Consider the following 22,171-nt stretch of genomic DNA (forward strand, 5'->3'; position numbering starts at 1 on the left):
TTATCCCGGTTTCGGTAGATCATGCCCACTCTTTTCTTAAAGTGCAAACATAGTGGTTATATCTTTATCCTGGGAAAGACGGAACGAATAGCCATCAATGATCGATTGGTGGTCATCCAGAATGGCAATATTGAGTGGAGTGGGCATGCTTTCCTCCTCTATTGTTTTCTTTCAGTGAAAATCCCCAATGTCGGTAAGTGTATCAGTAGATTGAAATTTAGCAATCCGGATATAGGCAAATTAGTACATTTGCCTACGCATGTAGGCAGGCTGTCTATTCTTATTGTTCTTGAATTCTAGTATAGTATACATAATTTATTCAGTTGCCATAATTGGGGATAATTAAGCGAAATGATGGGTGCGAGGGGGAAGCGCCCATCATTGCGTTAATAAGGCTTTCGCCGCGTATTGCAAACGATCAAAAAAATCTGCGTACTTTGCGCCCCTCACGGCTTGTTTTCGGGTTTGCTACTTTGGGAGAAAAAATAAGTTCTCAGACAGGCACCCCGGCGGCACCCGAAAAATCCTCCTTAGTGCTGCTTCCTTTCGGACCTGGCACGGTTCAAAGGTTTCCGCCGCGCCGGACCCATCTGAGAACTTAGCAGATAGATTACCTCAGCCAAGGTGTGTTGTCAACTATTTGCGTGGGCGCAGCAAGACCCCTATCATGATAATGATAACAATTACTATTACCCCAAAAATGACGCCGGGAAAATGCGTCTTTGGTTCAATTACGCTAGGTGGTAAACCAGGGATCGGCGTTGGGGGTAGCGTACCTTGCAAGGCTGGAACGGCCTGAACCTGTTCAGCAAGCATTGCCCAAATGCCCAGCGCGAGCAGCGGAATGATCCAGAGAAGGCGGCTAAATTTCAAAATAGATCTCCTGTACGGATTAAGTAATTTGAAAAACCGTTATTTAATTTTGATGAGCGGAGGTAGTAGCCGAAGCCGTTCAGTCTAACTATTAAACCACAACTTGACAGGAGATTAGCTAAATTCTTTAACGAAATCTGCCTCTTGTGGTAATATGGCTACCATTACTACAAGCTACAAAGAGAGCGATTTATGCTGATCATTTTACATTCTCGTTTGGCAAATACAGTCCTCCTATATATGCTAATAATGGCGGTTTGGGGATTTTGGCGATTTTTCCGCAAGCAAGGTGTAGATGGCAGCTATTGGGGGGCGGTTGTCATTGCCGAAGTGTTGATACTCGTTCAAGGCGCATTGGGTGTTGTGATGCGTTTTTCAGGAATTATCCCCGCCCGAGGGTGGATGCACATCATCTACGGTGTTGTGGGGGCCATTGGTATCCCCGCAGTTTATTTCTATACCAAGGGTCAGGACGAAAACAAAGAAATGCTCGTATATGCTGCCATATTTCTATTTTTGATCGGAATTGTTGCACGCGCAGTTGCAACTGGGGGCACACCATAGTGGTATTTTCTCTTCTTATAAAATTTGACTCCTATTGCGAAAAGGAAACAGGTAAAGTTCCTTTTTTCAATAGAGTCAGCTTAGCCTCCATATAACGAAAGGATCAAAACATGAAAATCGTAACCGATTGCGCAGCAGATTTAACCTGGGGTGAAGTGGAAGCATTGGGCATCACTGTAGCCCCATTGTATATCCAATTTCCCGAAGGCGAAACCAATTCCGCCGACATCACCGCCGACGAATTTTACTCTCGTCTGGAGGAAATGTCGCCGAAGATACCAACCACAGCTCAACCAGCCCCGGGTATTTTTGAGCAACTTTATCAGTCGCTGTCGGGTACTGGCGAAGAAATCCTCTCCATTCACATTTCTTCGGGTCTCAGTGGCACAATTCAATCGGCGCGCCTGGGCGCTCAACAGGCTGCCGAATCGATGGTGACAGTCATTGACAGCATGACCCTCTCTGGGGCGCAGCGTTTTCAGGTCTTGGCGGCGGCGTTAGCTGCCAAAGCAGGCTGGGCCAAAGAAGCGATCGTGGAACGGATGGAACATATCCGTCAGAATGCAGAGGTGATCTATACGCTTGATACGCTTGAATATTTGGCGCACGGTGGGCGGATTGGCCGCGTGCAGGCCTTGGCCAGTTCTTTGTTGAATATCAAGCCGGTTATCCGTGTAGATCGCACGGATGGCAAATACAGCACGGTAAATAAAGGACGAACCTTGAAAAAAACAATGACCATGATGGTTGATCATCTGGCCGAGATGTACCAGGATGATTCACCGGTGTGGGTATCGGTACTCCACGGCCAGTTTGCCGAAAAAGCCGACGAGTTTACCGAGATGTTGAAAGCGCGTCTGGATATTGCCAAATTGGAAACTCTGCGTATTTCGCCTGTCTTGGGTGTGCATACCGGGCCGGGCATCATCGGCGCAACCGTAGTACCCATGCGCTTGATGGGTGATTTTGTTTAACAGGGTTTGAGCCGTAAAATAAGCTCGTACTGGAAAGGTATGTGAAGGAACCTGACACCTCACATACCTTTTCTGTTTTTCAAATCGCAACGAATGGGTTGCTTTTTGGTTTAATGCAATAACACAGGAGCATTTTTATGGAATATCGTCAGTTAGGTAATTCTGGGGTAAGCGTTTCTACAATTGGGTTGGGAACAAATCGGTTTGGGTCGGATGCTGTGCCGCAAGCGCAAGTAAATGAAATTATTGCGGCGGCTTTGGATGCCGGGATTAATTTTATTGATACCGCGGATATGTATACCAACGGTGAATCCGAGCGCACATTGGGGGAGACCCTCAAAGGTCGTTGGGATCAGGTTGTTTTGGCAACAAAGGTTTTCTTTCCAACAGGCGAGGGCCCCAATGATAAAGGCGCCTCCCGTTACCATATCATGAACGCGGTGGAGGCCAGTCTTTCTCGTTTGCAGAGCGACCACATCGATTTATATTATATTCACCGTTGGGATGAATCCACCCCGATACAAGAAACGCTGCGCGCCCTCGATGATTTGATCCGCCAGGGGAAAGTGCGCTATCTTGGGGCTTCCAATTTTGCCTCCTGGCAATTGGCGCGCGCCAATCTGCTGGCAGATATTAAGGGCTGGAATCGTTTCGTCGCCTTGCAATCTCACTACCATTTGCTGGAACGTGGCGTTGAAACGGAAGTTCTGCCTTTTTGCGCTGCGGACGGGGTGGGCTTTGTACCCTACTTCCCTTTGGCGGGGGGGTTTCTGACAGGAAAATATCGCCGCGGCCAATCGGCGCCTTCTGGCTCGCGTGGCGAATCCAGTCAGTATGTGCAAGATTATATGACCGACAAAAATTTTACTGTGATCGAAAAATTGGAACAATGGGCAGCCGAACGCGGCCGAGTCTTGTATGAATTGGCGGAAGCCTGGCTGTTGGCGCAATCGGCTGTGTGTTCGGTGATTTCAGGGGCCACCAAAGTGGAGCATGTGATCAGCAATGCCAGGGCTGCCGATTGGGTTTTGAGCGCCGAAGAGTTGAGCGAGATAGAAAATTTTTTACAAGCTAGATAATTATTTTTTGGAGGAATCATGACCAAATTTGCCATTATTACCGATACTGATTGTAGCCTGCCATTTGATCTGGCAGCGCAGTATCACATTCAGCAAGTGCCTATCAATATCCTTTTTGGCGAAGAAATTTTTAAAACCGAAATTGATATTGATGATGTGCAACTTTTTGAGCGCATTGACCGCGAAGGCCAACTGCCCACTACATCTGCGCCTTCGCCAGGGCAATTTCTGGAAGCCTATCAGGCCGCCTTTGCCGCGGGGGCTGACGAAGTGATTTGTTTTACAGTTAGTGGTGAAATCAGCGCTACCTATGCGGCTGCTCTTACCGCGAAAGACATGCTTCCCGAAAAAACAATTACCGTCGTAGACTCGCGCAGCTTAAGCCTGGGGCAAGGCTTTATCGTACTCAAGGCTGCTGAGCTGGCCCAGGCCGGTGCAAGCCGGGATGAAATTATTGCTGGAGCTATGCGCCTTGAAACCGATTCTGGATTTTACGCGGCCTTGGCTACATTAAAGTATTTGGCGATGAGTGGCCGGGTAGGGCATCTGGCGGCGGGGATGGCAAATATTCTCAATATCAAGCCGGTGCTCACGATTCAAGATGGGAAGCTGGACATGCTCGAAAAAGTGCGTACCCGCAAAAAAGCCTGGGCGCGTGTTATCGAGTTAACATCTGAAGCTGTTGGCGATCGTGAAATTGAGCGCATGGGACTTGTGCATGTGGCGGCGCACGAACAGGCCGAAGAACTGGCTATCTTACTCAGAGAGAGAATCAACTGCCCCGATGATATTCTCATCGCCAATTTGACTGCCGGTTTGTCCGTACACTCTGGAGCCGGAATGGTTGGGGTTGGTTTTACTTTGAAAACCGTAAAAAACAGCTAACGGATCTCTGGGAATCTCGGTGGTAGTTGCCCACATTTAGGGGTGTAGGGCGTGCGGAGCACGCCCTACACCCCTAAATGTGGGGTTTCTCACGGCAGTTCCCAAAAGCCAGCCCAATATCTAACGATTATCAACTTCAAGCCAGGTATACGCTTCTTCCAGGGTGGGAAAAAAGCGGAAATTTGCCCCACGGTTCACAGCAACCGTTTCCATGAATTCTGTATCTTCGTTGATCATACTGGAACGATTCGGCACAACAGCAATTCTGGTTCTGGCCAGACCGATTTCCAATAAAAAAACTGAAAATTTATAAAAATCGAGCGTACTGCCTTCGCGCACAAAGTTTTGTGCATCAATCAAAACTTTGTCGAGTTGATGTTCCTGGCAGGCCAGGGCGATTTTTTTCATAATCCCAACGGCTGTCTGGAAATCAAGCTGTAAATAGTTGTGTTTGGCGTAAATGTAATTCTTATATGGACAGATTTCAAGTTGAATATCCATGCTGGTTCCTGGGGGTGACGTTGCGTCGATATGGGAGTGTGATTGTGAAGGTTGTGCCCTTCCCCATTTCGCTATGTACAGTGATGCGTCCCCTATGGGCCTCAATAATGGATTTTACGATGGCTAAACCTAGACCGGTGCTGCGTGTCTCTTGGCGTGTATCTGTACCGCTAATACGGAAGAAACGATCAAAGATATGGGGTAGATATTTTTCTGCAATGCCAGGGCCAGTATCAGAGATCGCTAATTGCACCTCCTGTTGATCCTGTGTTGGGTGTAAGCTAATTTGTACACGCCCCCCTGCGGGTGTATATTCCAGCGCGTTGGCAACCAGGTTATCTACCGCTCGGCGGAGTTGATCCTCATGCCCCCAGATGCGGGAAATATCTACTGTATGTTCTTGTTCTAAGAGAATGCTCTTTTTTTGCGCTCGCACGCAGAAAATATCGCTGGTTTCCTGGGCTAAGATCACTAAATCTACCCACTCGTATCGTTCGGTATCCATGCCTGCTTCGATGCGCGAAAGATCTAAAAGATCGTTGACCATATTGGTCAGGCGGTCGATTTCGCTTTCCATTTCTGCCAAAAAGCGCTGGGATACTTGGGGGTCTTGTGTAGCACCAGCTTGCAGAGCTTCAACGCGTAATCGAATGGCGGTCAGTGGTGTACGCAATTCATGACTGGCGTTGGCAACAAAAGCGCGCAGCTGATTGATATTTTGCTCCAGTCGACCGGCCATGCTATTGAAAGTTTCCGCGAGTTGCTGCAGTTCGTGCGGCCCGGCAGGGGTGGTGCGCACACTTAAATCTCCGGCAGAGAGTTGATGCGCGGCGCGTGTCAGTTTGTCTACCGGCGACGCAATCGTACGCCCCAAAAGCCAACCGGCGATTCCAACACTTACGACAACCAACAGCATAAATAGAAATAAAGCGCTGACCGATCCTCGGGCGGGGGCGAAAACATTTTGAGCCGGAACCCCCAGGCGTAGTAAACCGAGCAACTCATCTTCGTGTTCAATGCGTACAGCCACATAGAACATCTCATCGCCAAATTTGTTGTAGCGGATTGTATGTCCTTCGCCGATACCATCTTGAAGTGCAAGCAAAACTTCGGGGGCAGAATCCGCGCTGGCCTTCGCGGGTGCAGCATCCACATTATCAACAATTGGGGTTCCACCGGGCAAATATACGGTGTAATGCAGTTCGGGTTCGTCTGCCAGCCAATGCGCCACGGCAACTTGCACGCTGTTAAGCGAAACTTCCCCTTCCAGAAATTCATGCATGGGTTCTTCCAGCGCGTTGCTGGTGGCAAAGGCCAGGTCTTCCAGACGATTTTCGGCCTGTTGTTCGGCAGCCTGAAAGATAGCTCTTCCGGCGAAGGCGTATACCAGAATCACGCTGACCAATGCCACGGCCAGGTGTGAAAATATCAGGCGCGTGTTGAGTGTGTGGAACATATCAGCGCAATTCTTCTGGTCCGGCAAAACGATAGCCATACCCGCGCACAGTTTGGATGAGGAGAGGACTGGCCGGGTCCTCCTCCAATTTGACGCGCAGCCAACGGACGTGAACATTGAGGGTGCGATGGTCCCCAACCCAGTCTTGCCCCCAAACCTGATCCAGTAATTGTTCGCGGCTGAGTGCTGTTCCTGCATTTTGCATTAACAATTCCAGCAAGTCAAATTCGCGCGCAGAAACTTCAATCTCGTTATTGTAGCGGAGAATGCGACGTCCTTTTATATCCAGGGTAATTGCTCCAATATTGATCAAAGATGGCGTTTGTTCTTGCTGGTCGAATTGAACACGCCGCAGTAATGCCCGGATACGCGCCAAAAGTTCGCGGAACGCGAAGGGCTTGGTGAGATAATCATCAGCCCCGACCTCCAACCCCATCACACGGTCAATTTCATCATCGCGGGCAGTGAGCATAATCACAGGAATTGTGCCGCGAATCCGCATCTGACGGCAAACTTCCATGCCATTAATATCCGGCAAGTTCAGATCCAGCACAACCAAATCCGGCGAGAATGCGGAGAGGGCATCCAGCGCTTGCGCGCCGAGTCCCACACTGCGAGTTTCGTAGCCTTCTAATCTAAGGCTATAACTCAGCGAATCGGCAATCAGTTCGTCGTCGTCAACAATCAGTATGCGTGTCACAGCTATTGCTTTCGTGTAATTCTTTTTCCAAGCGATGAAAGCTTGAGTTTTACAAGTATAGCTTAAAACTGTTAGCCTGGTGTTAGGTTCTTAATCAAACCTTAAACTGGCAGCGCATCAATTTTAACCATCATTTTGCAATAGATTACTAGAATTAAGCCTAGATGAGAGATAATACCCATTTTTCACCGTTAAGCCTGATCATATCATTTATATTATTGTTGTTTCTGGGTGTGCTATTTATGTGGCAGGGTAATTTAATGTTTTCTCCGGGCGCGGTCAGCGCGAAATCACAGCCTGATGTGGTGTTGGGTGGTTTTCGGACGCACGCAGAGTTTGAGCGCGAGTGTCAGCTATGCCATCTGCCGCTTAAAACCCGTCAGTTTGAGCTTTGCATGGAGTGCCACACCAATATTGGCGAGCAGCTTGCCCAGGCTCAAGGCACACATGCCAGAATCGACACTGCTGAAGATTGCGCGAACTGTCATGGCGAACATCGTGGCCGTGAGTTTGATCCAACGCAAAACGCGCTCATGCACTTTAACCACACGCAGACCAATTTCAGCCTGGATTGGCATCAATTTGATTATGATGCTGTGCTGTTGGAATGTAGCGCGTGCCATCCAATGGGTAGCGATTTTCGCTTTTTGCACGAAACTTGTCTGGAATGTCACGCCAACCATGCTCCAGATTTTATGCGCGAGCATGAAATCGATTTTGGGCCTGATTGTTTGGCCTGCCATGATGGCAAAGATTCCATGACAGGCTTCAATCACCGCGCGACCAATTTGCCGCTCGATGGGCAGCACGCACAGATTCGTTGTGCGGCCTGCCATGTTGCTGGACAGTTCACCGATGTGTCTGCTGAATGCGCGGCCTGCCATGTTGAACCAGACGCGCACCGCGGCCTGTTTGATGCCGATTGCTCAGGCTGTCATACTACGCTGTCTTGGAACCCCGCGATTATTGATGGCGAACCTTTTGACCATGCATTAAATACTTCGTTTAGTCTCAATCTTCACCGCGAAAATTTAGATGGCAGCGTCCTGACATGCCAGGGTTGCCATCCGCAAGGCGTGGAAGATTTTTCTCTGGATACCTGCACGCAATGTCATGCTCAACAGGATGTGGTTTTTATGAACGAACATCAAAACCTGTTTGGTAATGCTTGCCTCGAGTGTCACGATGGAGTAGACCGCTACAGCAATTTTGACCATAATCAGCATTTTATGCTGGACGGGCAACATGCCAACGCGGATTGCCAGCAATGCCACGAAAACCAGAATTTCCGTGAAACGCCATCCGAATGTGCCCAATGCCACGCGGAACCCGACATACATGCCGGTTGGTTTGGGTTGCAATGCCAGAACTGCCACACCAGCGTCGCATGGACGCCCGCGCGCATGACCCGGCATAATTTCCCGCTGGAGCATGGTGCGGAGCAGCCATTGGCCTGTGAAGTTTGCCATACAGCCGCTTACACAGCATACACTTGTTACGAATGTCACGATCACCAATCCGCTGCGATTACTGAAACCCATGCAAAAGAAGGTATCACAGCCCCGGAACTTAATGCCTGCTTCGATTGCCATCCCGCGGGTACGAAAACAGAATAATGGATTGACGAGGCGACCCAATGCGAAAAATTTTGGTAATTAGCATATTACTGGTAAGTTTGTTAGTGACTCTGGGAACGACGGCAGGCGTGGCCCTGGCCGAGGCGGGGCCGTTTTCTCCAGGGGATGTCCTTTTCCCGATGCAGCACTACGTAGAGCAGCAGGCATTCTTTCGCCCTACTGCCGATCAGCGTGCCATCTGGTTTATCGATTTGCTGGAACGCCGCCTGGCCGATGTGGAAGCACAGGCTGGAACCCCTCAACAAGCTGTGGCCGTGCAATACTTTGGTGATTCGGTCACACAAGTTGCCCGGTTTACTGCCCGCACAACTTCGAGTGGTTTCCAGGCTCTCCAACCGCGTTTGCTCTCGTTACTGGAACAATCGGAACGGGTGGTAGCTAATCTGACGCCTGTCTCCGTTGAAGAGCAATCTGCTCTCTTTGCCGCGTATGCCAAAGTGCGTACGTTCCAAACCCTGATCGCCGATTCCACGTTCAGTGATGAAGATTTTAATCAGATTATCAGCTTGAATCCCGCGGGGCCACAAAATCAAGGCCAGGCGAATTCTCTATCTGGTGCAGACAATCAGGCGCTTGACCCAATGGCTGTGCCTTTCCCCGCGGGTAGCCCTGGCGATGAACATGCCTTCTTCCCGCTTGAGGGCGCCCATGCGGTAACAGATTGCGAGGCTTGCCATACCAATGGTAATTACCAGGGTACAGCAGCAACTTGTGAAGCCTGCCATGCGGATGTGACACCTCCAGATCATTATCTGGGTGATTGTGCTGGCTGCCATACTCCCACTAACTGGCAAGACGCAATTTTTGATCATACTGTTGCGGGCGCTACCGATTGCGCCAGTTGTCATAGTGCAGAGGCACCTGCCAATCATTACCCCGGCCAGTGTTCCAATTGCCACAGCACCAGCGGCGGCTGGGGGAATGTTTCATTCAATCATGCCGGTTTTACAGATTGTCAGACATGCCACAGCGCTCCGGCCAATCATTACCCCGGTCAGTGTTCCAATTGCCACAACCCAGATATAGCCTGGAGCAATGCGACCTTCAACCATGCCGGTTTTACCGATTGTCAGTCGTGTCACAGCGCTCCGGCCAATCATTACCCCGGTCAGTGTTCAAGTTGCCACAACCCCAATACGGCCTGGAGCAATGCGACCTTCAATCATGCCGGTTTTACCGATTGTCAGTCGTGTCACAGCGCGCCCGCCAATCACTATGGCGGTGCGTGTTCAAGCTGCCACAACCCCAATACGGCCTGGAGCAATGCAACTTTCAACCATGCCGGTTTTACCGATTGTCAGTCGTGCCACAGCGCGCCTGCCAACCACTATGGAGGTGCATGTTCGAGCTGCCACAACCCCAATACCGCCTGGCGTAATGCATCGTTCAGCCATGCCGGTTTTACGGATTGTCAGTCGTGCCATACACCTCCAGGTGGGCACTACGGTGGACAATGTTCCCAGTGTCATAATAGTAATAATTGGAACTTCAATCACTCTGGCGCTTCGGATTGCCGGGCTTGCCACAGTGCGCCGGGCCACGACCATCCTTCCACCAGCGCCCAATGCTCTCAGTGTCATAACACCAGCGATTGGGATGATGCTGAGGGTGACGATCATGACGGTGGTGACGATCATGACGGTGGTGGCGATAGTCATGACGGCGATGACGATGATGATTAGTAGTTTTTCTGCATGTCGTCCCAGAATTGAAGAAATCTGTTATAAACTAAATGCGCTATAACATTGACTGGAAATGAGGATGTGCGACAAAAGTAGCACATCCTCATCTTCAGTTTTTTCTGCACTTATAGATGTCTCAAAAATTAGAAAAGGAAAGCAGATTGAGACTTAAAGGTTTGTTTCATCACGAGAGTACGCGTCATCAGGCTTTGGCCAAAGGCTATGTTGTCCCTGAAACGGCGCGCTGTGTGCAATGCGGCATCTGCTCGTTTCACTGCCCAATTGAAATTAATGTGCGCCTGCATGCCTGGCTGGGCGAGCCGGTTAAAGATCGCCACTGCCTGACCTGTGGCGAATGTGTGGCACGTTGCCCGCGTGGTGTGTTGAGTTTTGAAGTCACGCGCTTTTTTGACGAAAGGGGCAACGCATGACCCAACGCTTTGTCATCATTGGTACGGGTGTCGCAGGGATCGCCGCAGCCCAGGCTATTCGCCAGAAATTACCACAAGCCTCCATCACGTTGATCGGCAACGAGCCAGACTTGTATTACTCACGTCCCGGCCTGGCCTATTACCTGACTAAAGAACTCCCCGAAACTGGCCTGTTTCCAATTCAGCGCGACGAATTAAAAAAACTCAATATTGGCATTGTGCATGGCCGCGCTGCTCAAATTGACCCGGATGCACATCGGATTCAACTTGCCAACGGGCAAAACCTACCCTATGATCGTTTACTCATCGCCACGGGTGCCAGTGCGGCCTGGCCGAAACTCCCCGGGAACGATCTGGAAGGTGTGGTCAAGCTGGATAATTTACCCGATACCCGCCATATTATCAAATTGGCACGCAAAGCGCGTTCGGCAGTCGTCATCGGTGGTGGCATTACAGCCCTGGAGATCGTGGAAGGGCTGGCTGCCCGCAAGGTGAGTGTGCACTACTTCTTGCGCCGCGCACGCTACTGGAGTAATGTGTTGGACGAGGAAGAATCGCATATTATAGAAGATCGCTTGCGTGAAGAAGGTGTGCAAATTCACTATCACACCGAGGCCACGCAGATCATCGGCAAGCGCGGCCGCGTTGTGGGTGTGCTCACGCAAGATGGCCGCAAAATTCCCTGTCAGATCGTAGCCATCGCCGTGGGCATCCGCCCGCGCATTGAACTGGCTGCCGCCATTGGGCTGCGCGTGGAACGCGGTATTCTCGTCAATCAATTCCTGCAAACCAGCCAACCCGATATTTACACGGCGGGGGATGTTGCCCAGGTATTTGATCCGTTAACGGGCCGCTATAATATTGATAGTTTGTGGGGGCCTGCCCGCCAGCAGGGGCATATCGCCGGGTTGAATATGGCCGGGGGGCAAATCCTGTATCAAAAATCAGCTCCCTTCAATGTCACCCGCCTGGCGGGACTAACCACCACAATTATTGGCGCTGTCGGCAGCGGCGAAGATGATGATCTGATCGGTATTGCCCGCGGCGATAGCGAAACCTGGCGGCAATTACCTGCCGCCATTGCCGCTCAAAAAGGGTTTGATGTCAACCGGATGCGCGTGATGGTTGGCAGTCAATATCTGATTGGGGCTGTAGTTATCGGCGATCAAACCCTCTCGCGCCCCTTGCAGCACCTTATCGCCAATAAAGCCGATATTACCGCCATCCGTGACGACTTGCTGAACCCGCAGGCCAACCTTTCTGAAACCCTGCTCGATTTTTGGACGATCTGGAGAAAAGACCATGCAACGCAGTAACCGCGAACTCTGGCTGGCGCTGATTGCCATGCTGCTGATTACCCTGCTTTATTTATTTGTGATGAGCTTTGAGCGTTCAATCCCCTCGGCCAGCGGATTTTTTGGTCATGCCTTGGGCATTTTGGGCTTTATCCTGATGCTGCTGACAGAAACGCTTTACTCCTGGCGCAAGCGCAGCCGCAGCGCCCGCTGGGGACGCATGGCCGCCTGGCTGCGTTTTCATATTTTCACCGGACTGGTCGGCCCCTTTATGGTGTTGCTGCACACCTCATGGAAATTCAACGGGCTGGCAGGCATTGTGACCCTGTTTACGCTTATTATCGTCTTCAGTGGAATCATTGGCCGTTATATCTATACTGCTATTCCACGCACGCCCGATGGCATCGAAATCGAAGCTCAGCAACTTTCTCAGCAAATTCAGGCGCTGGAGAATCAATTGCAGCGTATAACTTCGGCGGGCGATCAATCCACGCGCGAATTGGCCCAGCGGCTGAATGCGCTGCCCCAAACCTCCAGTGCGCCCTTTTTGACCTTTTTAGGGAATATTTTTTTTGAATGGAGCTATCGTCGGCAATGGCGGAGCGAAAAGCGTCGTCTTGGCAGCGCAGCCCGCGCCCAGGCCGAACAATTGCAAAAAGTATTTAAAAAACGCAATGCGTTGCGTCGTCAAATCGAAACCGTTGCTATTGCCCGCCGTATGCTGGCCTTGTGGCATGCGCTGCATATCCCGATTGGCATCGCGTTATTTATTTCAGCTTTTGTGCATATCGGCGGAGCGCTCTACTACGCCACCTTGCTGCGTTAACTGGAGAATCCTGTGGAAAAACCGCTTGGCTGTCTTTCGTTTAGTGGTCTGCTAATTGCCGCCCTTACACTGGTTGTTCTTGGCAGTCTTATATTTGCCCAGGGGGGCGCCATGTTCAGCCCAGGGGAGTTGAACGCCCAGGTTGCCGCAGCCCCGTTAGGCGGAGTCCGCTCTCATGCTGAGTTAAAATACGATTGTGGCGCTTGCCACACCGCCCCCTGGCTGCGCACTGTCATGTCCGATCGATGCCTGGAATGTCATATCAATATCACCACTGAAATTTCCGATTTCCAAAGTTTGCACGGTGTCCTGATGGCCGAACAAGGCGCTGCCTGTTATGCCTGCCACACCGAACATAATGGCCCCGATGCGATAATGACTGTCATACAGACGGAGAATTTTCCGCATGAAGTGGTGGGATTCTCGCTGGAAGGCCATGCCCAATTTGCCGATGGCACGCCCTTTGCCTGTGCGGATTGTCACCAGGACGGCGTGGCGGTATTTGGGTTGGCAGCCTGCGAAGAGTGTCATGCTTCCCTCGATGCGGATTTTACCCAATTCCATGTGGCTGCTTTTGGGCAAGAATGCCTGGATTGCCATGACGGTATTGATACCTATGGAGCCGATTTCGACCACAACCAGTTCTTCGTGTTGGAAGGGGAACATGCCTCCGGTACTTGCGGCGGCTGCCATCCGGGCGTGCGCACAATGACCGAATTTCGGGCCGCGCCCCATGATTGCTACGCCTGCCACGCCGCCGAAGACGAACACAACGGTGAATTCGGCTTCGACTGTGCAGTTTGCCATACCCCTGCCGATTGGGAACAGGCCACCTTTGACCACGCCCAAACCAACTTCCCGCTGGAAGGCGAACACGTCAACGTAGCCTGCGAAGATTGTCATCAGAATAATCTCTATGAGGGCACTCCGCAAGATTGCTATGCCTGCCATGCCGAAGATGACGAACATAACGGGCAATACGGCAGCGACTGCGCCGCTTGCCACACCCCTGTAGATTGGAAACAGGCTACCTTTGACCACAACCTGAGCAATTTCCCGCTGGAAGGCGAACACGTCAACGTAGCCTGCGAAGATTGCCATCAGAATGGCGTTTATCAGGGCACTCCGCAAGATTGCTATGCCTGCCACGCTGAAGATGATGAACACAACGGGCAATATGGTAGCGAATGCGCCGCTTGCCACACCCCGATAGATTGGGAACAGGCCACCTTTGACCATACTCTGACCGCCTTCCCGCTCACCGGTGCACATAATTCTGTGGACTGTGCCGACTGCCATCAAAATAGCGTTTATGCCGGTACGCCGCAAGAGTGCGTCGCCTGCCATGCCGACCCGGTTTTCCATCAGGGCTTGTTTAGCAGCGTCTGTACCGATTGCCATACCACCACGGCCTGGTCACCGGCGGAATACAACCAGTCGCATACCTTCCCCTTCAACCACGGCGAAAGCGGCGTCAGCGCCTGCACGGTTTGCCACGATCCAACGCTGAACACATATACCTGCTATAGCTGTCATGAACACACGCCCGCCAATATCGATTCAAAACACCGCGAGGAGGGCATTAACAACTACACGAATTGTATGGAGTGCCACCCCACCGGGCGCGAAGATGAAGGCGATCATGGAGGCGATGATGATTAATAATCTACAACAGTGAACGAAGGCCAAAATGATTGTGGGCAAGAAGCCCGAGAAAAAGGCTGTACGGGAAGCTTCGCTTCCCGTACAGCCTTTTTTGATGCACAATGAACGCCCGGTAAATGTGGCTTTATTGCTTACAAATCTATGCTACACTTTCTTTAAAAATACGAATCCGCGTGTTGTGAGAAGGAGTAAACTATGGAATCCAAAGCCGGTGCGCAGATCAGCGCCAAAGCCTTCATCCAGTCTGTGATTATTCTATTTGTCATTATGATGGTTGCAGGTGTGCTCACGATAATTGTTCCGGCAGGGCGCTATGAGCGCATTGCTCAGGGTGGGCGCGAGCTGATCAACGCCGATTCCTTTCAGTTTGTCGAGCAGCCTGACTACCCAATCTGGCGCTGGTTCACCGCTCCTGTGGAGGTACTCGGCGGGTCGGATGGCCTGATCGTTATTGTGATTATTTTCTTTATCCTGATGGTAGGCGGCGCCTTTGCCGTACTCGATCGGGTTGGCATCCTTAAGGCGGGTATTGCAAAAATTGTGCGCGCCTTTGGCGGCAAGAAATACCTGCTCTTGTTGGTGATCTCATTTTTCTTCATGCTGTTGGGGGCTTTCTTTGGCATCCTCGAAGAAATCGTCCCGCTGGTTCCATTGATGCTGGCGCTCTCCTATTATCTTGGTTGGGACGCGCTGGTTGGGTTGGGGATGAGCGTGTTGGCGACCAATATGGGTTTCTCAGCGGCCATTACCAATCCCTTCACGATTGGCATCGCCCAAAAAATCGCTGGGCTGCCGCTTTTCTCTGGAGCCTGGTTCCGTGTGCCGATTTTCCTTGCCATCTACGCCGTCTTTGCGATATTTCTTGTTCGCTACGCCAAAAAGATCGAGCGCAATCCCGAAACTTCCTTGGTACATGATGAAGATCAAGCCGAACGCGCCAAATATGCTGCTCTCGATCTGGAAGCGATTGCCCAATCCAGCCCGCATTTGGGACGTGCAATGGGCTGGTTCTCAGTTTTTCTTGCGCTGATTCTCTTTGTGCTGATCGGTGGCCCCTTCATCCCTGCGGTTTCGGATTATGCTTTGCCCCTGGTGGGGATTTTCTTCTTGATTGGGGGAATTGGTGCCGGGATGTTGGCTGGTGGCGAGAAGAAAGCGGTGTTCAAAGCCTTGTGGGAAGGTGTTTCTGGTATCGCCCCGGGGATTCTTCTGATCCTGATGGCGGTCAGTATCAAGCATATTGTCGTGTCGGGCGGTATTATGGATACCATCCTGCATAGCGCGGCGCAGCCCTTCTCGCAGGCCAGCCCCTTCGTTTCGGCGGTGATTATATATTTCCTGGCATTGCTGATCGAATTTTTTGTAGCTTCGGGTTCGGCCAAAGCTTTTTTGATGATGCCCATCCTGCTGCCCCTTGCCGATCTGGTCGGTGTGACGCGGCAGGTTACTGTCACGGCATATTGCTTCGGCGATGGTTTCTCCAATCTGGTATATCCTACCAACCCGCTCTTGCTAATTATTTTGGGGTTAACGGTGGTGAGTTACCCCAAGTGGCTCAAATGGACGCTGCCTTTATGGGGTGTGGTTATTCTGGTGACAGTGGCTTTTCTGGCCCTTGGCGTGGCGATAGGTTACGGGCCGTTTTAGCGAAATAGTAAATTCTGCTTGAAAATGAGATTCCCTAAAGGTTGAGAGAAACTATGAGGCTCTCTTCATGCAGTAAGGAAAAACAAAAGTGAATACAGCGCTTCTCAACTTATTTCCCAAAAACTACATTGTTTCACGTGAACGCTTCCGCAGCCAACTCGCCCGCGTGCAAGCGTACTGGCCGAATGCCGAATTGCACCACCACGCCTTGGCCGAACACCCCGACCTGACGATAGATTGGATTCGGGCCAATGTTACGGAGCAGCCCGAAAAACTACTCATCATCACTACTGGCGAGCACGGCGCAGAGGGGACCGTTGGCGCGGCGATGATGCAGGTTTTTGTTGAAGAATACCTCCTCCGGCTGAATCTCCAGGATACCGGTTTGTTGTTGGTCCATGCCATCAATCCATGGGGGATGCAACACAACCGCCGCGTAAATTCTAATAACGTGGATTTGAATCGCAACTTTCTTGGGGATGGGAAAACCTTCACCCCGGCTGCCAACCCGGAGTACAGACTGTTGCATCCCTTTCTAAATCCGCAGAAATCCCTCCGCTCGAAATTGGATTTCCTGTCCAAACTTATCAAGATCATGTTTTCGCCGGGACAATCGGCCTTGCACTCTGGGATGTTGATGGGACAATACGAATTTCCCCAGGGACTTTATTTTGGCGGCAAGAAGATTGAAGAAGAAACCAGGGTGATGATGGATTTGTATCGAAAAACTGTGCAGCCCTATGCGCAGCTTTTGCATCTGGATATGCACACCGGCTACGGCCCGCGCTACCAGATGAGTTTGGTCAACTCTCCAGCGGAGCGACGTGCCTCCACAGAATTGGAAGCAGCCTTCAATTACCCCGAAGTGGTCACAGCCAATCCCGAGGAGTTTTATGCCATTCAGGGTGATATGATCGATTGGATTTATGAACTCGTGCAGACCGAGTTTCCAGAGAAGACGCTTTTTGCCACGGCTTTTGAATTCGGTACTTTGGGCATGTCGCTTCCCGCTGCGATTCGCAGTTTGTGGGCGATGATTTTCGAGAATCAGGTACACTGGCATGCAGCGACAAATGAAGCTGTCGTACGGCGCGCCAAAGCTGATTTTAGCGCATTATTCTCTCCACTCGAAAAAAACTGGCGCTTGAAGGCAATTGCCGATGCACGTCAGGCTTTTGATGGTATTCTACGGGATCAGGGGTTTTTCTTGTAGTATGGCGACGTTGTAAATAAAAACACCCCGGAGTTCCGGGGTGTTTTTGCGTGCTGGGGGCCAGGGATTCGAACCCCAATTGACGGTTCCAGAGACCGCTGTCCTACCGTTAGACGAGCCCCCACTGCGAGCGAGATTTTACCACTGCCAATATTATTCGTCAAACACTCAGGGCGAATTGAGTGCCAATTCTTCCAGTGTGGCGATGGCGTTGTTAATGCGTTCAAGGACTTTTTTACGTCCGATGATGGTCATGGTTTCAAAAACCGGCGGACTGACCTGTTGGGCAGTAAGGGCGTTGCGTAAGAAGCCGAATACGTGTCCGGCTTTTAAGCCCAATTCTGTCGCCAGATCGCGTAAAGGCTGGTTAGCTGTTTCTTCGCTGAAATCGGGCAGGGATTGGATTAACGTCTGGATGTGGCGCGCCATCGCAAGTGATTCGCTGGCAGTCATTTTTTTGCCGACGAGCGATTCTGGCTCGGGGTGGATTTCATCGTTGAAGAAGAATCCCCCCTTTTCGGGAGCTTCTGCCAGATTTCCCAGGCGTATCTGTAACACTTCGGCAACCTGACGTAATTTCTCGTCATCATTGATCTGATACCCTGCTTGTACAAAGAAAGGCCGGATGCGCTCGGCCAGATCATCAACACTCAACGCGCGGATATGCAGCCCGTTGAAATGATCGAGTTTGCTGAAATTGATCGCCGCCGGGGAGGGGTTTAGTTTTTCAACGCTGAATTTCTCGACCAAATCTTCAAGTGTGAAGAACTCGGTCTTGTCGTCGTAGCTCCAACCGATCAGCGCGGCCCAATTGATAACGGCTTCGGGCAGATAGCCCATTTTATCGAAATCACCCAAAAAGATGGATTTCCCTTCTTCAAGCAAAGCATCGGTGTCGCGCTTGCTCATTTTGCCTTTGCCATCGGGCTTCAGGAAGATTGATGGGTGTATCCATACGGGTTGTTCCCAACCGAAGGCGTAATAAATATGGCCGTGCAGCGGGAAAGTGGGTAGCCATTCCGATGTGCGGATGGCGTGCGTGATTTCCATGAGATGATCGTCAATCACCACGGCCAGGTGGTACACTGGCAGGCCATCCGATTTTACGAGCACATAATCGTCCAGTGTGCTGTTTTCAACTGTGATGTTGCCGCGCAGGGCATCGGTGACGGTGATATTGCCGTCGCGCGGCATCTTGAAGCGGATAGTATGTGCCTCGCCCGCTGCAATGCGGCTATCCGCTTCAGCGATAGGCAATTCGCGGCTGAGGCAGATATCGCGGTGTTGCTGGCGCTGTTCAGGCGCGCTGTTGGCGTCGTCCGCCTTCGGCGTGGGGCAGAAGCAATAATAGGCGTGTCCGCTTTCGATCAGTTCACGGGCGTAATTTTGGTATATCTCCCTGCGCTCGGTTTGGCGGTACGGCCCGCGGGGGCCGCCCATGTCTGGGCCCTCGTCCCAACTCAACCCCAGCCAGCGCAGCCCTTCCATTAATTCTTCCTCTGCCCCGGAGACGTAGCGTTTTTGGTCGGTGTCTTCAATCCGCAAAATAAACTGACCGCCGGTTTGACGAGCCAGTAAGTAATTATAGAGGGCTGTACGCCCGCTGCCTAGATGTGTGCGTCCCGTAGGAGAAGGCGCGAAGCGCACGCGGGCCGGTTGTGTCTTTAATGTCATTGTTGCCTCAGTGATCTATGGTTTGTTCCAGATTCGGGGAGAGATTTTATCAGAAATCGAGAGCTTTGTGCCGCAAAATGACAGATTCCACCAATCCGATGCCCAGTAGCGTGGATAGCAAAGAACTCCCCCCATAGCTGACGAAGGGCAGCGGCAGCCCTGTGACCGGTAGCAGCGAGAGATTCATGCCGATGTTGATCATAGCCTGGAAAGCCAGAACGGTTGCTACACCATAGGCGATTAGCGCCCCGAAGGTATCGCTGGACAGGCGGGCCGCGCGCAAACAACGGACAATGATGAAAAGCAATAACCCCATGACAACCAACGTGCCAATCAGGCCAAACTCCTCTGCCAGGGCTGAAAAAATAAAATCAGAGTGGCGCACTTTCAGGAAGCGCAACTGGCTTTGCGTGCCAGCTTCGTAGCCTTTGCCCAGCCAACCCCCGGAGCCGATGGCGATCAGCGCCTGCTGCACATTGTAGAGATCGCCGTGGGTGGCATCCGCAGCCGGGAACAAAAAGTTGATGATACGCCCGACCTGGTAAGGTTTGATCAATCCGGTTGTGTTTTCAGGATTATAGGTGATGAGCAATAGCGGGATGCTGATACCCATGAAAAGCCCACCAACACCGCTGGCAATCAGCAGGTGTTTTAATTCCAAACCGGCGGCCCATACCAGTGCGAACCAGATCACGAAAATCACAATGGACGTGCTCAAGTCGGGCTGCAACAAGATCCACATTGCCAACCCGATGGTGACCAAAAGGCTACGAATGACCCAGCGGAAATCGGCGAGTTTGTGTTGGTTTCGGGCAAAAAAATCGGCCAGGACGATAATCATGATGATTTTGGCGATCTCGGAGGGCTGGATCAGAATAGGGCCGAGAACAAACCAGCGTGCTGATCCGAACAGCGCGCCACCGACCAGGTTGAGGGCTGCCAGCACAAAAATGGTACCAAAATAGAGCGGGTTGCTCAAGGCGGCCAGCAGTTTGTAATCGACTACCGACATAATGCCAATCACGATGAATCCCGCGACGGCAAATATGACTTGTTTCTGTACGGTATTGGCTTCAACCAACTCGATATTTCCGGCAATTGCCGAGCGGATCATGACGATGCCAAAAAGAGTCAGCAACGCCACTGCGCCCAGAAGCCAGAAATCGAAATGTCGCCAGGATATATTTTGCATAATAAAAAACTGTCAAAAGGGGTATTCTAGGGCGTAGCCCCATAATACCCCTTTTGACAGAATTGCGTTGTTAACGTTTGCGTTTTGCGCCTAATATGGGAATATCGGCAAGCAGGCGTTGTTGGCGGCCATCATTGTTGATTTCTACGCTTACCGTATCGGTTTCAATATCGATATGGCGCGAGAGAACTTCAATAATTTCATCTTTGATGGTTTCCAGCACGCTGCTCGAAAGGTTGGTGCGATCATGGATCAGCACCAATTGCAAGCGTTCTTTGGCCTGATTGGCGCTTTTGCGATTCCGTCCCGCGAGGCGGGCCATGAAATTACTCATTTCTGCCTCCCGCTGAGAATAACTTCCCAATTTGTTTGAAGAATCCGCCCTGATCGTTCAGATCCAAAAATGGCACGTTTTCGCCCATCACGCGGCGGGCAATATTTTGCAGGGCTTGTCCGGCTTGTGATTTTCCGTCTAATACAATCGGAAGGCCGCGGTTGGTGCTGACGATTACATTGCTATCTTCGGGGATGATGCCAATCAACTCAATCGCCAGTAATTCGACAATATCTGTGGTGCTAATCATATCGCCGCGGTCTACCATAACGGGGTTTATGCGGTTGATGATGAGTTGAGCCGGGCCTTTTTCTTCGGCTTCAGTGATCCCGATAATACGGTCGGCGTCGCGCACGGCTGAGACCTCGGGGTTGGTGACGACGAAAACCCGATCTGCGGGCGCGAGGGCGTTGCGGAAACCGCGCTCGATTCCTGCGGGCGAATCGATGATGACCCAGTCGTAATCCGGGCGAAGTTCATCGCAAATACGCACCATATCTGAAGGGGATACAGCGGTTTTATCGCGGGTTTGTGCCGCCGGGATCAGAAAAAGCCCTTCAATGCGTTTATCGCGGATCATGGCCTGTCGTAATTTGCAACGCCCTTCGACAACGTCAACAATATCATAGACGATGCGGTTTTCCAGGCCCAGCACAACATCCAGGTTGCGCAGGCCAATATCACCATCTATGCAGACAACTTTTTGATTGTGCGATGCCAGCGCTGCGCCCAGATTGGCTGTGATGGTGGTTTTCCCAACACCGCCTTTGCCAGATGTGACTGTAAGTACTTTCGCTGCCATAAGATTCCCTTACTTTTTACTTTTGTGGATGTCCCATACCTCGGCGACGACCTGACCTTCTTTTAGGCTGGCCACTTCGGGTTTGGGTTTTTTCTTGCTCGATGGGGTGATACTGACGGTTTCAGCAATCCTTAATTGCATTGGCGCCAGTTCCAGGGCGCAGACCAACGCAGTTTCATCGCCGGATGCGCCTGCATGAACCGTGCCGCGTAGCCGTCCCCAAATAATAATATTGCCGCCCGCTATAATTTCAGCGCCTGGATTTACATCGCCAATAATCACGACATGGCCCGGAAAGATAATATTATTTCCGGAACGCAAAGTACGTTGCACAAAAATGGCTTCATCGCCGCCAACGCTGGTATCGAAGGCTTTGCCAGAGCGTTCAGGTTGGGGGCGTTCAAAATGAGTTGATAATCCCAATGATTTGGCATTTTCTTCTGTACGAGGCGATTTACTGATCAGGCCACGGAGGATAACGTTATTTTCAGAAATTTGATCGCGCAATTTGCCTAAGTCGGCGGCTTTGATTTCGTGATCGCCAACATCAACCGTCAGGCTGGCGCCTTTGAAAAAATCGGCTTGCGATACAATAAGCTCCAGCAATGCCTGGCGGATTTCTGTCCAATCGCCTTCGCCGACGGTTGCCAGAAGCCCTTCGCTGATGCCCTTGATTTCGATTTTCGGGATCATGTCTGAGATTATAGCAGTAAACTGTGAAGCGTAGAATATAATTTCATA

Annotated in this window: 21 protein-coding genes, 1 tRNA gene and 1 other RNA gene; 12 read left to right on the forward strand and 11 right to left on the reverse strand. The window is 51.2% G+C overall.

What is annotated here, in order from left to right:
• Positions 1-492: 492 nt before the first annotated feature.
• Together ffs and HN413_11565 are read right to left on the reverse strand one after the other, a co-directional pair.
• Positions 493-592: signal recognition particle sRNA small type (gene ffs / locus HN413_11560), an RNA gene on the reverse strand.
• Positions 593-636: 44 nt separating this feature from the next.
• Entirely contained in the window at positions 637-873 is a 237-nt protein-coding gene (locus HN413_11565) for a hypothetical protein (protein MBT3391034.1), read from the reverse strand.
• 192 nt (positions 874-1,065) lie between these two features.
• Between HN413_11565 and HN413_11570 the strand changes: the two genes are divergently transcribed.
• The 4 genes from HN413_11570 (at position 1,066) to HN413_11585 (ending at position 4,375) form a co-directional block, all read left to right on the forward strand.
• Positions 1,066-1,437 carry a hypothetical protein gene (locus tag HN413_11570; GenBank protein ID MBT3391035.1) on the forward strand — a complete coding sequence of 124 codons (372 nt, stop codon included), beginning with the start codon at positions 1,066-1,068 and terminating at the stop codon, positions 1,435-1,437.
• A gap of 110 nt (positions 1,438-1,547) precedes the next feature.
• Positions 1,548-2,411, forward strand: coding sequence for a DegV family protein (locus tag HN413_11575; protein MBT3391036.1), 864 nt, complete (start codon positions 1,548-1,550; stop codon positions 2,409-2,411).
• Positions 2,412-2,548: 137 nt separating this feature from the next.
• Entirely contained in the window at positions 2,549-3,490 is a 942-nt protein-coding gene (locus HN413_11580) for an aldo/keto reductase (GenBank protein ID MBT3391037.1), read from the forward strand.
• Between the two features lie 18 nt (positions 3,491-3,508).
• Complete coding sequence (locus HN413_11585; protein MBT3391038.1) at positions 3,509-4,375, forward strand: DegV family protein; 867 nt, start codon at positions 3,509-3,511, stop codon at positions 4,373-4,375.
• A gap of 120 nt (positions 4,376-4,495) precedes the next feature.
• Here HN413_11585 and HN413_11590 read toward each other — a convergent pair whose 3' ends face one another.
• The 3 genes from HN413_11590 to HN413_11600 are packed head-to-tail and all read right to left on the reverse strand — an operon-like array spanning position 4,496 to position 7,032.
• Entirely contained in the window at positions 4,496-4,876 is a 381-nt protein-coding gene (locus HN413_11590; protein ID MBT3391039.1) for a hypothetical protein, read from the reverse strand.
• Positions 4,860-6,332 (reverse strand): HAMP domain-containing histidine kinase, encoded by a 1,473-nt coding sequence (locus tag HN413_11595; protein MBT3391040.1) that lies wholly within the window; start codon positions 6,330-6,332, stop codon positions 4,860-4,862. The genes HN413_11590 and HN413_11595 overlap by 17 nt, the downstream gene beginning before the upstream one ends.
• 1 nt (position 6,333) lies before the next feature.
• Positions 6,334-7,032 (reverse strand): response regulator transcription factor, encoded by a 699-nt coding sequence (locus HN413_11600; protein MBT3391041.1) that lies wholly within the window; start codon positions 7,030-7,032, stop codon positions 6,334-6,336.
• Positions 7,033-7,292: 260 nt separating this feature from the next.
• On the opposite strand from HN413_11600, the gene HN413_11605 reads away from it, so the two are divergent.
• The 8 genes from HN413_11605 (at position 7,293) to HN413_11640 (ending at position 17,428) form a co-directional block, all read left to right on the forward strand.
• Complete coding sequence (locus HN413_11605) at positions 7,293-8,648, forward strand: hypothetical protein (GenBank protein MBT3391042.1); 1,356 nt, start codon at positions 7,293-7,295, stop codon at positions 8,646-8,648.
• A gap of 20 nt (positions 8,649-8,668) precedes the next feature.
• Positions 8,669-10,351 (forward strand): hypothetical protein, encoded by a 1,683-nt coding sequence (locus HN413_11610; GenBank protein MBT3391043.1) that lies wholly within the window; start codon positions 8,669-8,671, stop codon positions 10,349-10,351.
• A 161-nt stretch (positions 10,352-10,512) separates the two neighbouring features.
• Complete coding sequence (locus HN413_11615) at positions 10,513-10,782, forward strand: 4Fe-4S dicluster domain-containing protein (protein ID MBT3391044.1); 270 nt, start codon at positions 10,513-10,515, stop codon at positions 10,780-10,782.
• Complete coding sequence (locus HN413_11620) at positions 10,779-12,098, forward strand: NAD(P)/FAD-dependent oxidoreductase (protein ID MBT3391045.1); 1,320 nt, start codon at positions 10,779-10,781, stop codon at positions 12,096-12,098. Before HN413_11615 ends, HN413_11620 begins: the two co-directional genes overlap by 4 nt.
• Positions 12,085-12,903 carry a hypothetical protein gene (locus HN413_11625; protein ID MBT3391046.1) on the forward strand — a complete coding sequence of 273 codons (819 nt, stop codon included), beginning with the start codon at positions 12,085-12,087 and terminating at the stop codon, positions 12,901-12,903. The genes HN413_11620 and HN413_11625 overlap by 14 nt, the downstream gene beginning before the upstream one ends.
• A gap of 12 nt (positions 12,904-12,915) precedes the next feature.
• Positions 12,916-14,565, forward strand: coding sequence for a hypothetical protein (locus HN413_11630; protein MBT3391047.1), 1,650 nt, complete (start codon positions 12,916-12,918; stop codon positions 14,563-14,565).
• A 198-nt stretch (positions 14,566-14,763) separates the two neighbouring features.
• Positions 14,764-16,215: a YfcC family protein gene (locus tag HN413_11635; protein ID MBT3391048.1), complete on the forward strand. Its 1,452-nt coding sequence runs from the start codon at positions 14,764-14,766 to the stop codon at positions 16,213-16,215.
• A gap of 88 nt (positions 16,216-16,303) precedes the next feature.
• Positions 16,304-17,428, forward strand: a complete 1,125-nt coding sequence (locus HN413_11640; GenBank protein ID MBT3391049.1) for a DUF2817 domain-containing protein — start codon at positions 16,304-16,306, stop codon at positions 17,426-17,428.
• Between the two features lie 53 nt (positions 17,429-17,481).
• On the opposite strand, the gene HN413_11645 is transcribed toward HN413_11640, so the two are convergent.
• The 6 genes from HN413_11645 to minC form a co-directional block, all read right to left on the reverse strand.
• A tRNA-Gln gene (locus tag HN413_11645) sits at positions 17,482-17,552 on the reverse strand.
• 44 nt (positions 17,553-17,596) lie between these two features.
• Entirely contained in the window at positions 17,597-19,102 is a 1,506-nt protein-coding gene (locus HN413_11650; GenBank protein ID MBT3391050.1) for a glutamate--tRNA ligase, read from the reverse strand.
• A gap of 49 nt (positions 19,103-19,151) precedes the next feature.
• Positions 19,152-20,294, reverse strand: a complete 1,143-nt coding sequence (locus HN413_11655; GenBank protein ID MBT3391051.1) for a rod shape-determining protein RodA — start codon at positions 20,292-20,294, stop codon at positions 19,152-19,154.
• A gap of 70 nt (positions 20,295-20,364) precedes the next feature.
• Complete coding sequence (gene minE / locus HN413_11660; GenBank protein MBT3391052.1) at positions 20,365-20,628, reverse strand: cell division topological specificity factor MinE; 264 nt, start codon at positions 20,626-20,628, stop codon at positions 20,365-20,367.
• Complete coding sequence (gene minD, locus HN413_11665; protein MBT3391053.1) at positions 20,621-21,430, reverse strand: septum site-determining protein MinD; 810 nt, start codon at positions 21,428-21,430, stop codon at positions 20,621-20,623. Before minD ends, minE begins: the two co-directional genes overlap by 8 nt.
• Before the next feature lie 9 nt (positions 21,431-21,439).
• Positions 21,440-22,123 carry a septum site-determining protein MinC gene (minC, locus tag HN413_11670; protein ID MBT3391054.1) on the reverse strand — a complete coding sequence of 228 codons (684 nt, stop codon included), beginning with the start codon at positions 22,121-22,123 and terminating at the stop codon, positions 21,440-21,442.
• Positions 22,124-22,171: the final 48 nt, after the last annotated feature.

It is taken from the genome of Chloroflexota bacterium, assembly GCA_018648225.1.
GTDB lineage: Bacteria > Chloroflexota > Anaerolineae > Anaerolineales > UBA11858 > NIOZ-UU35.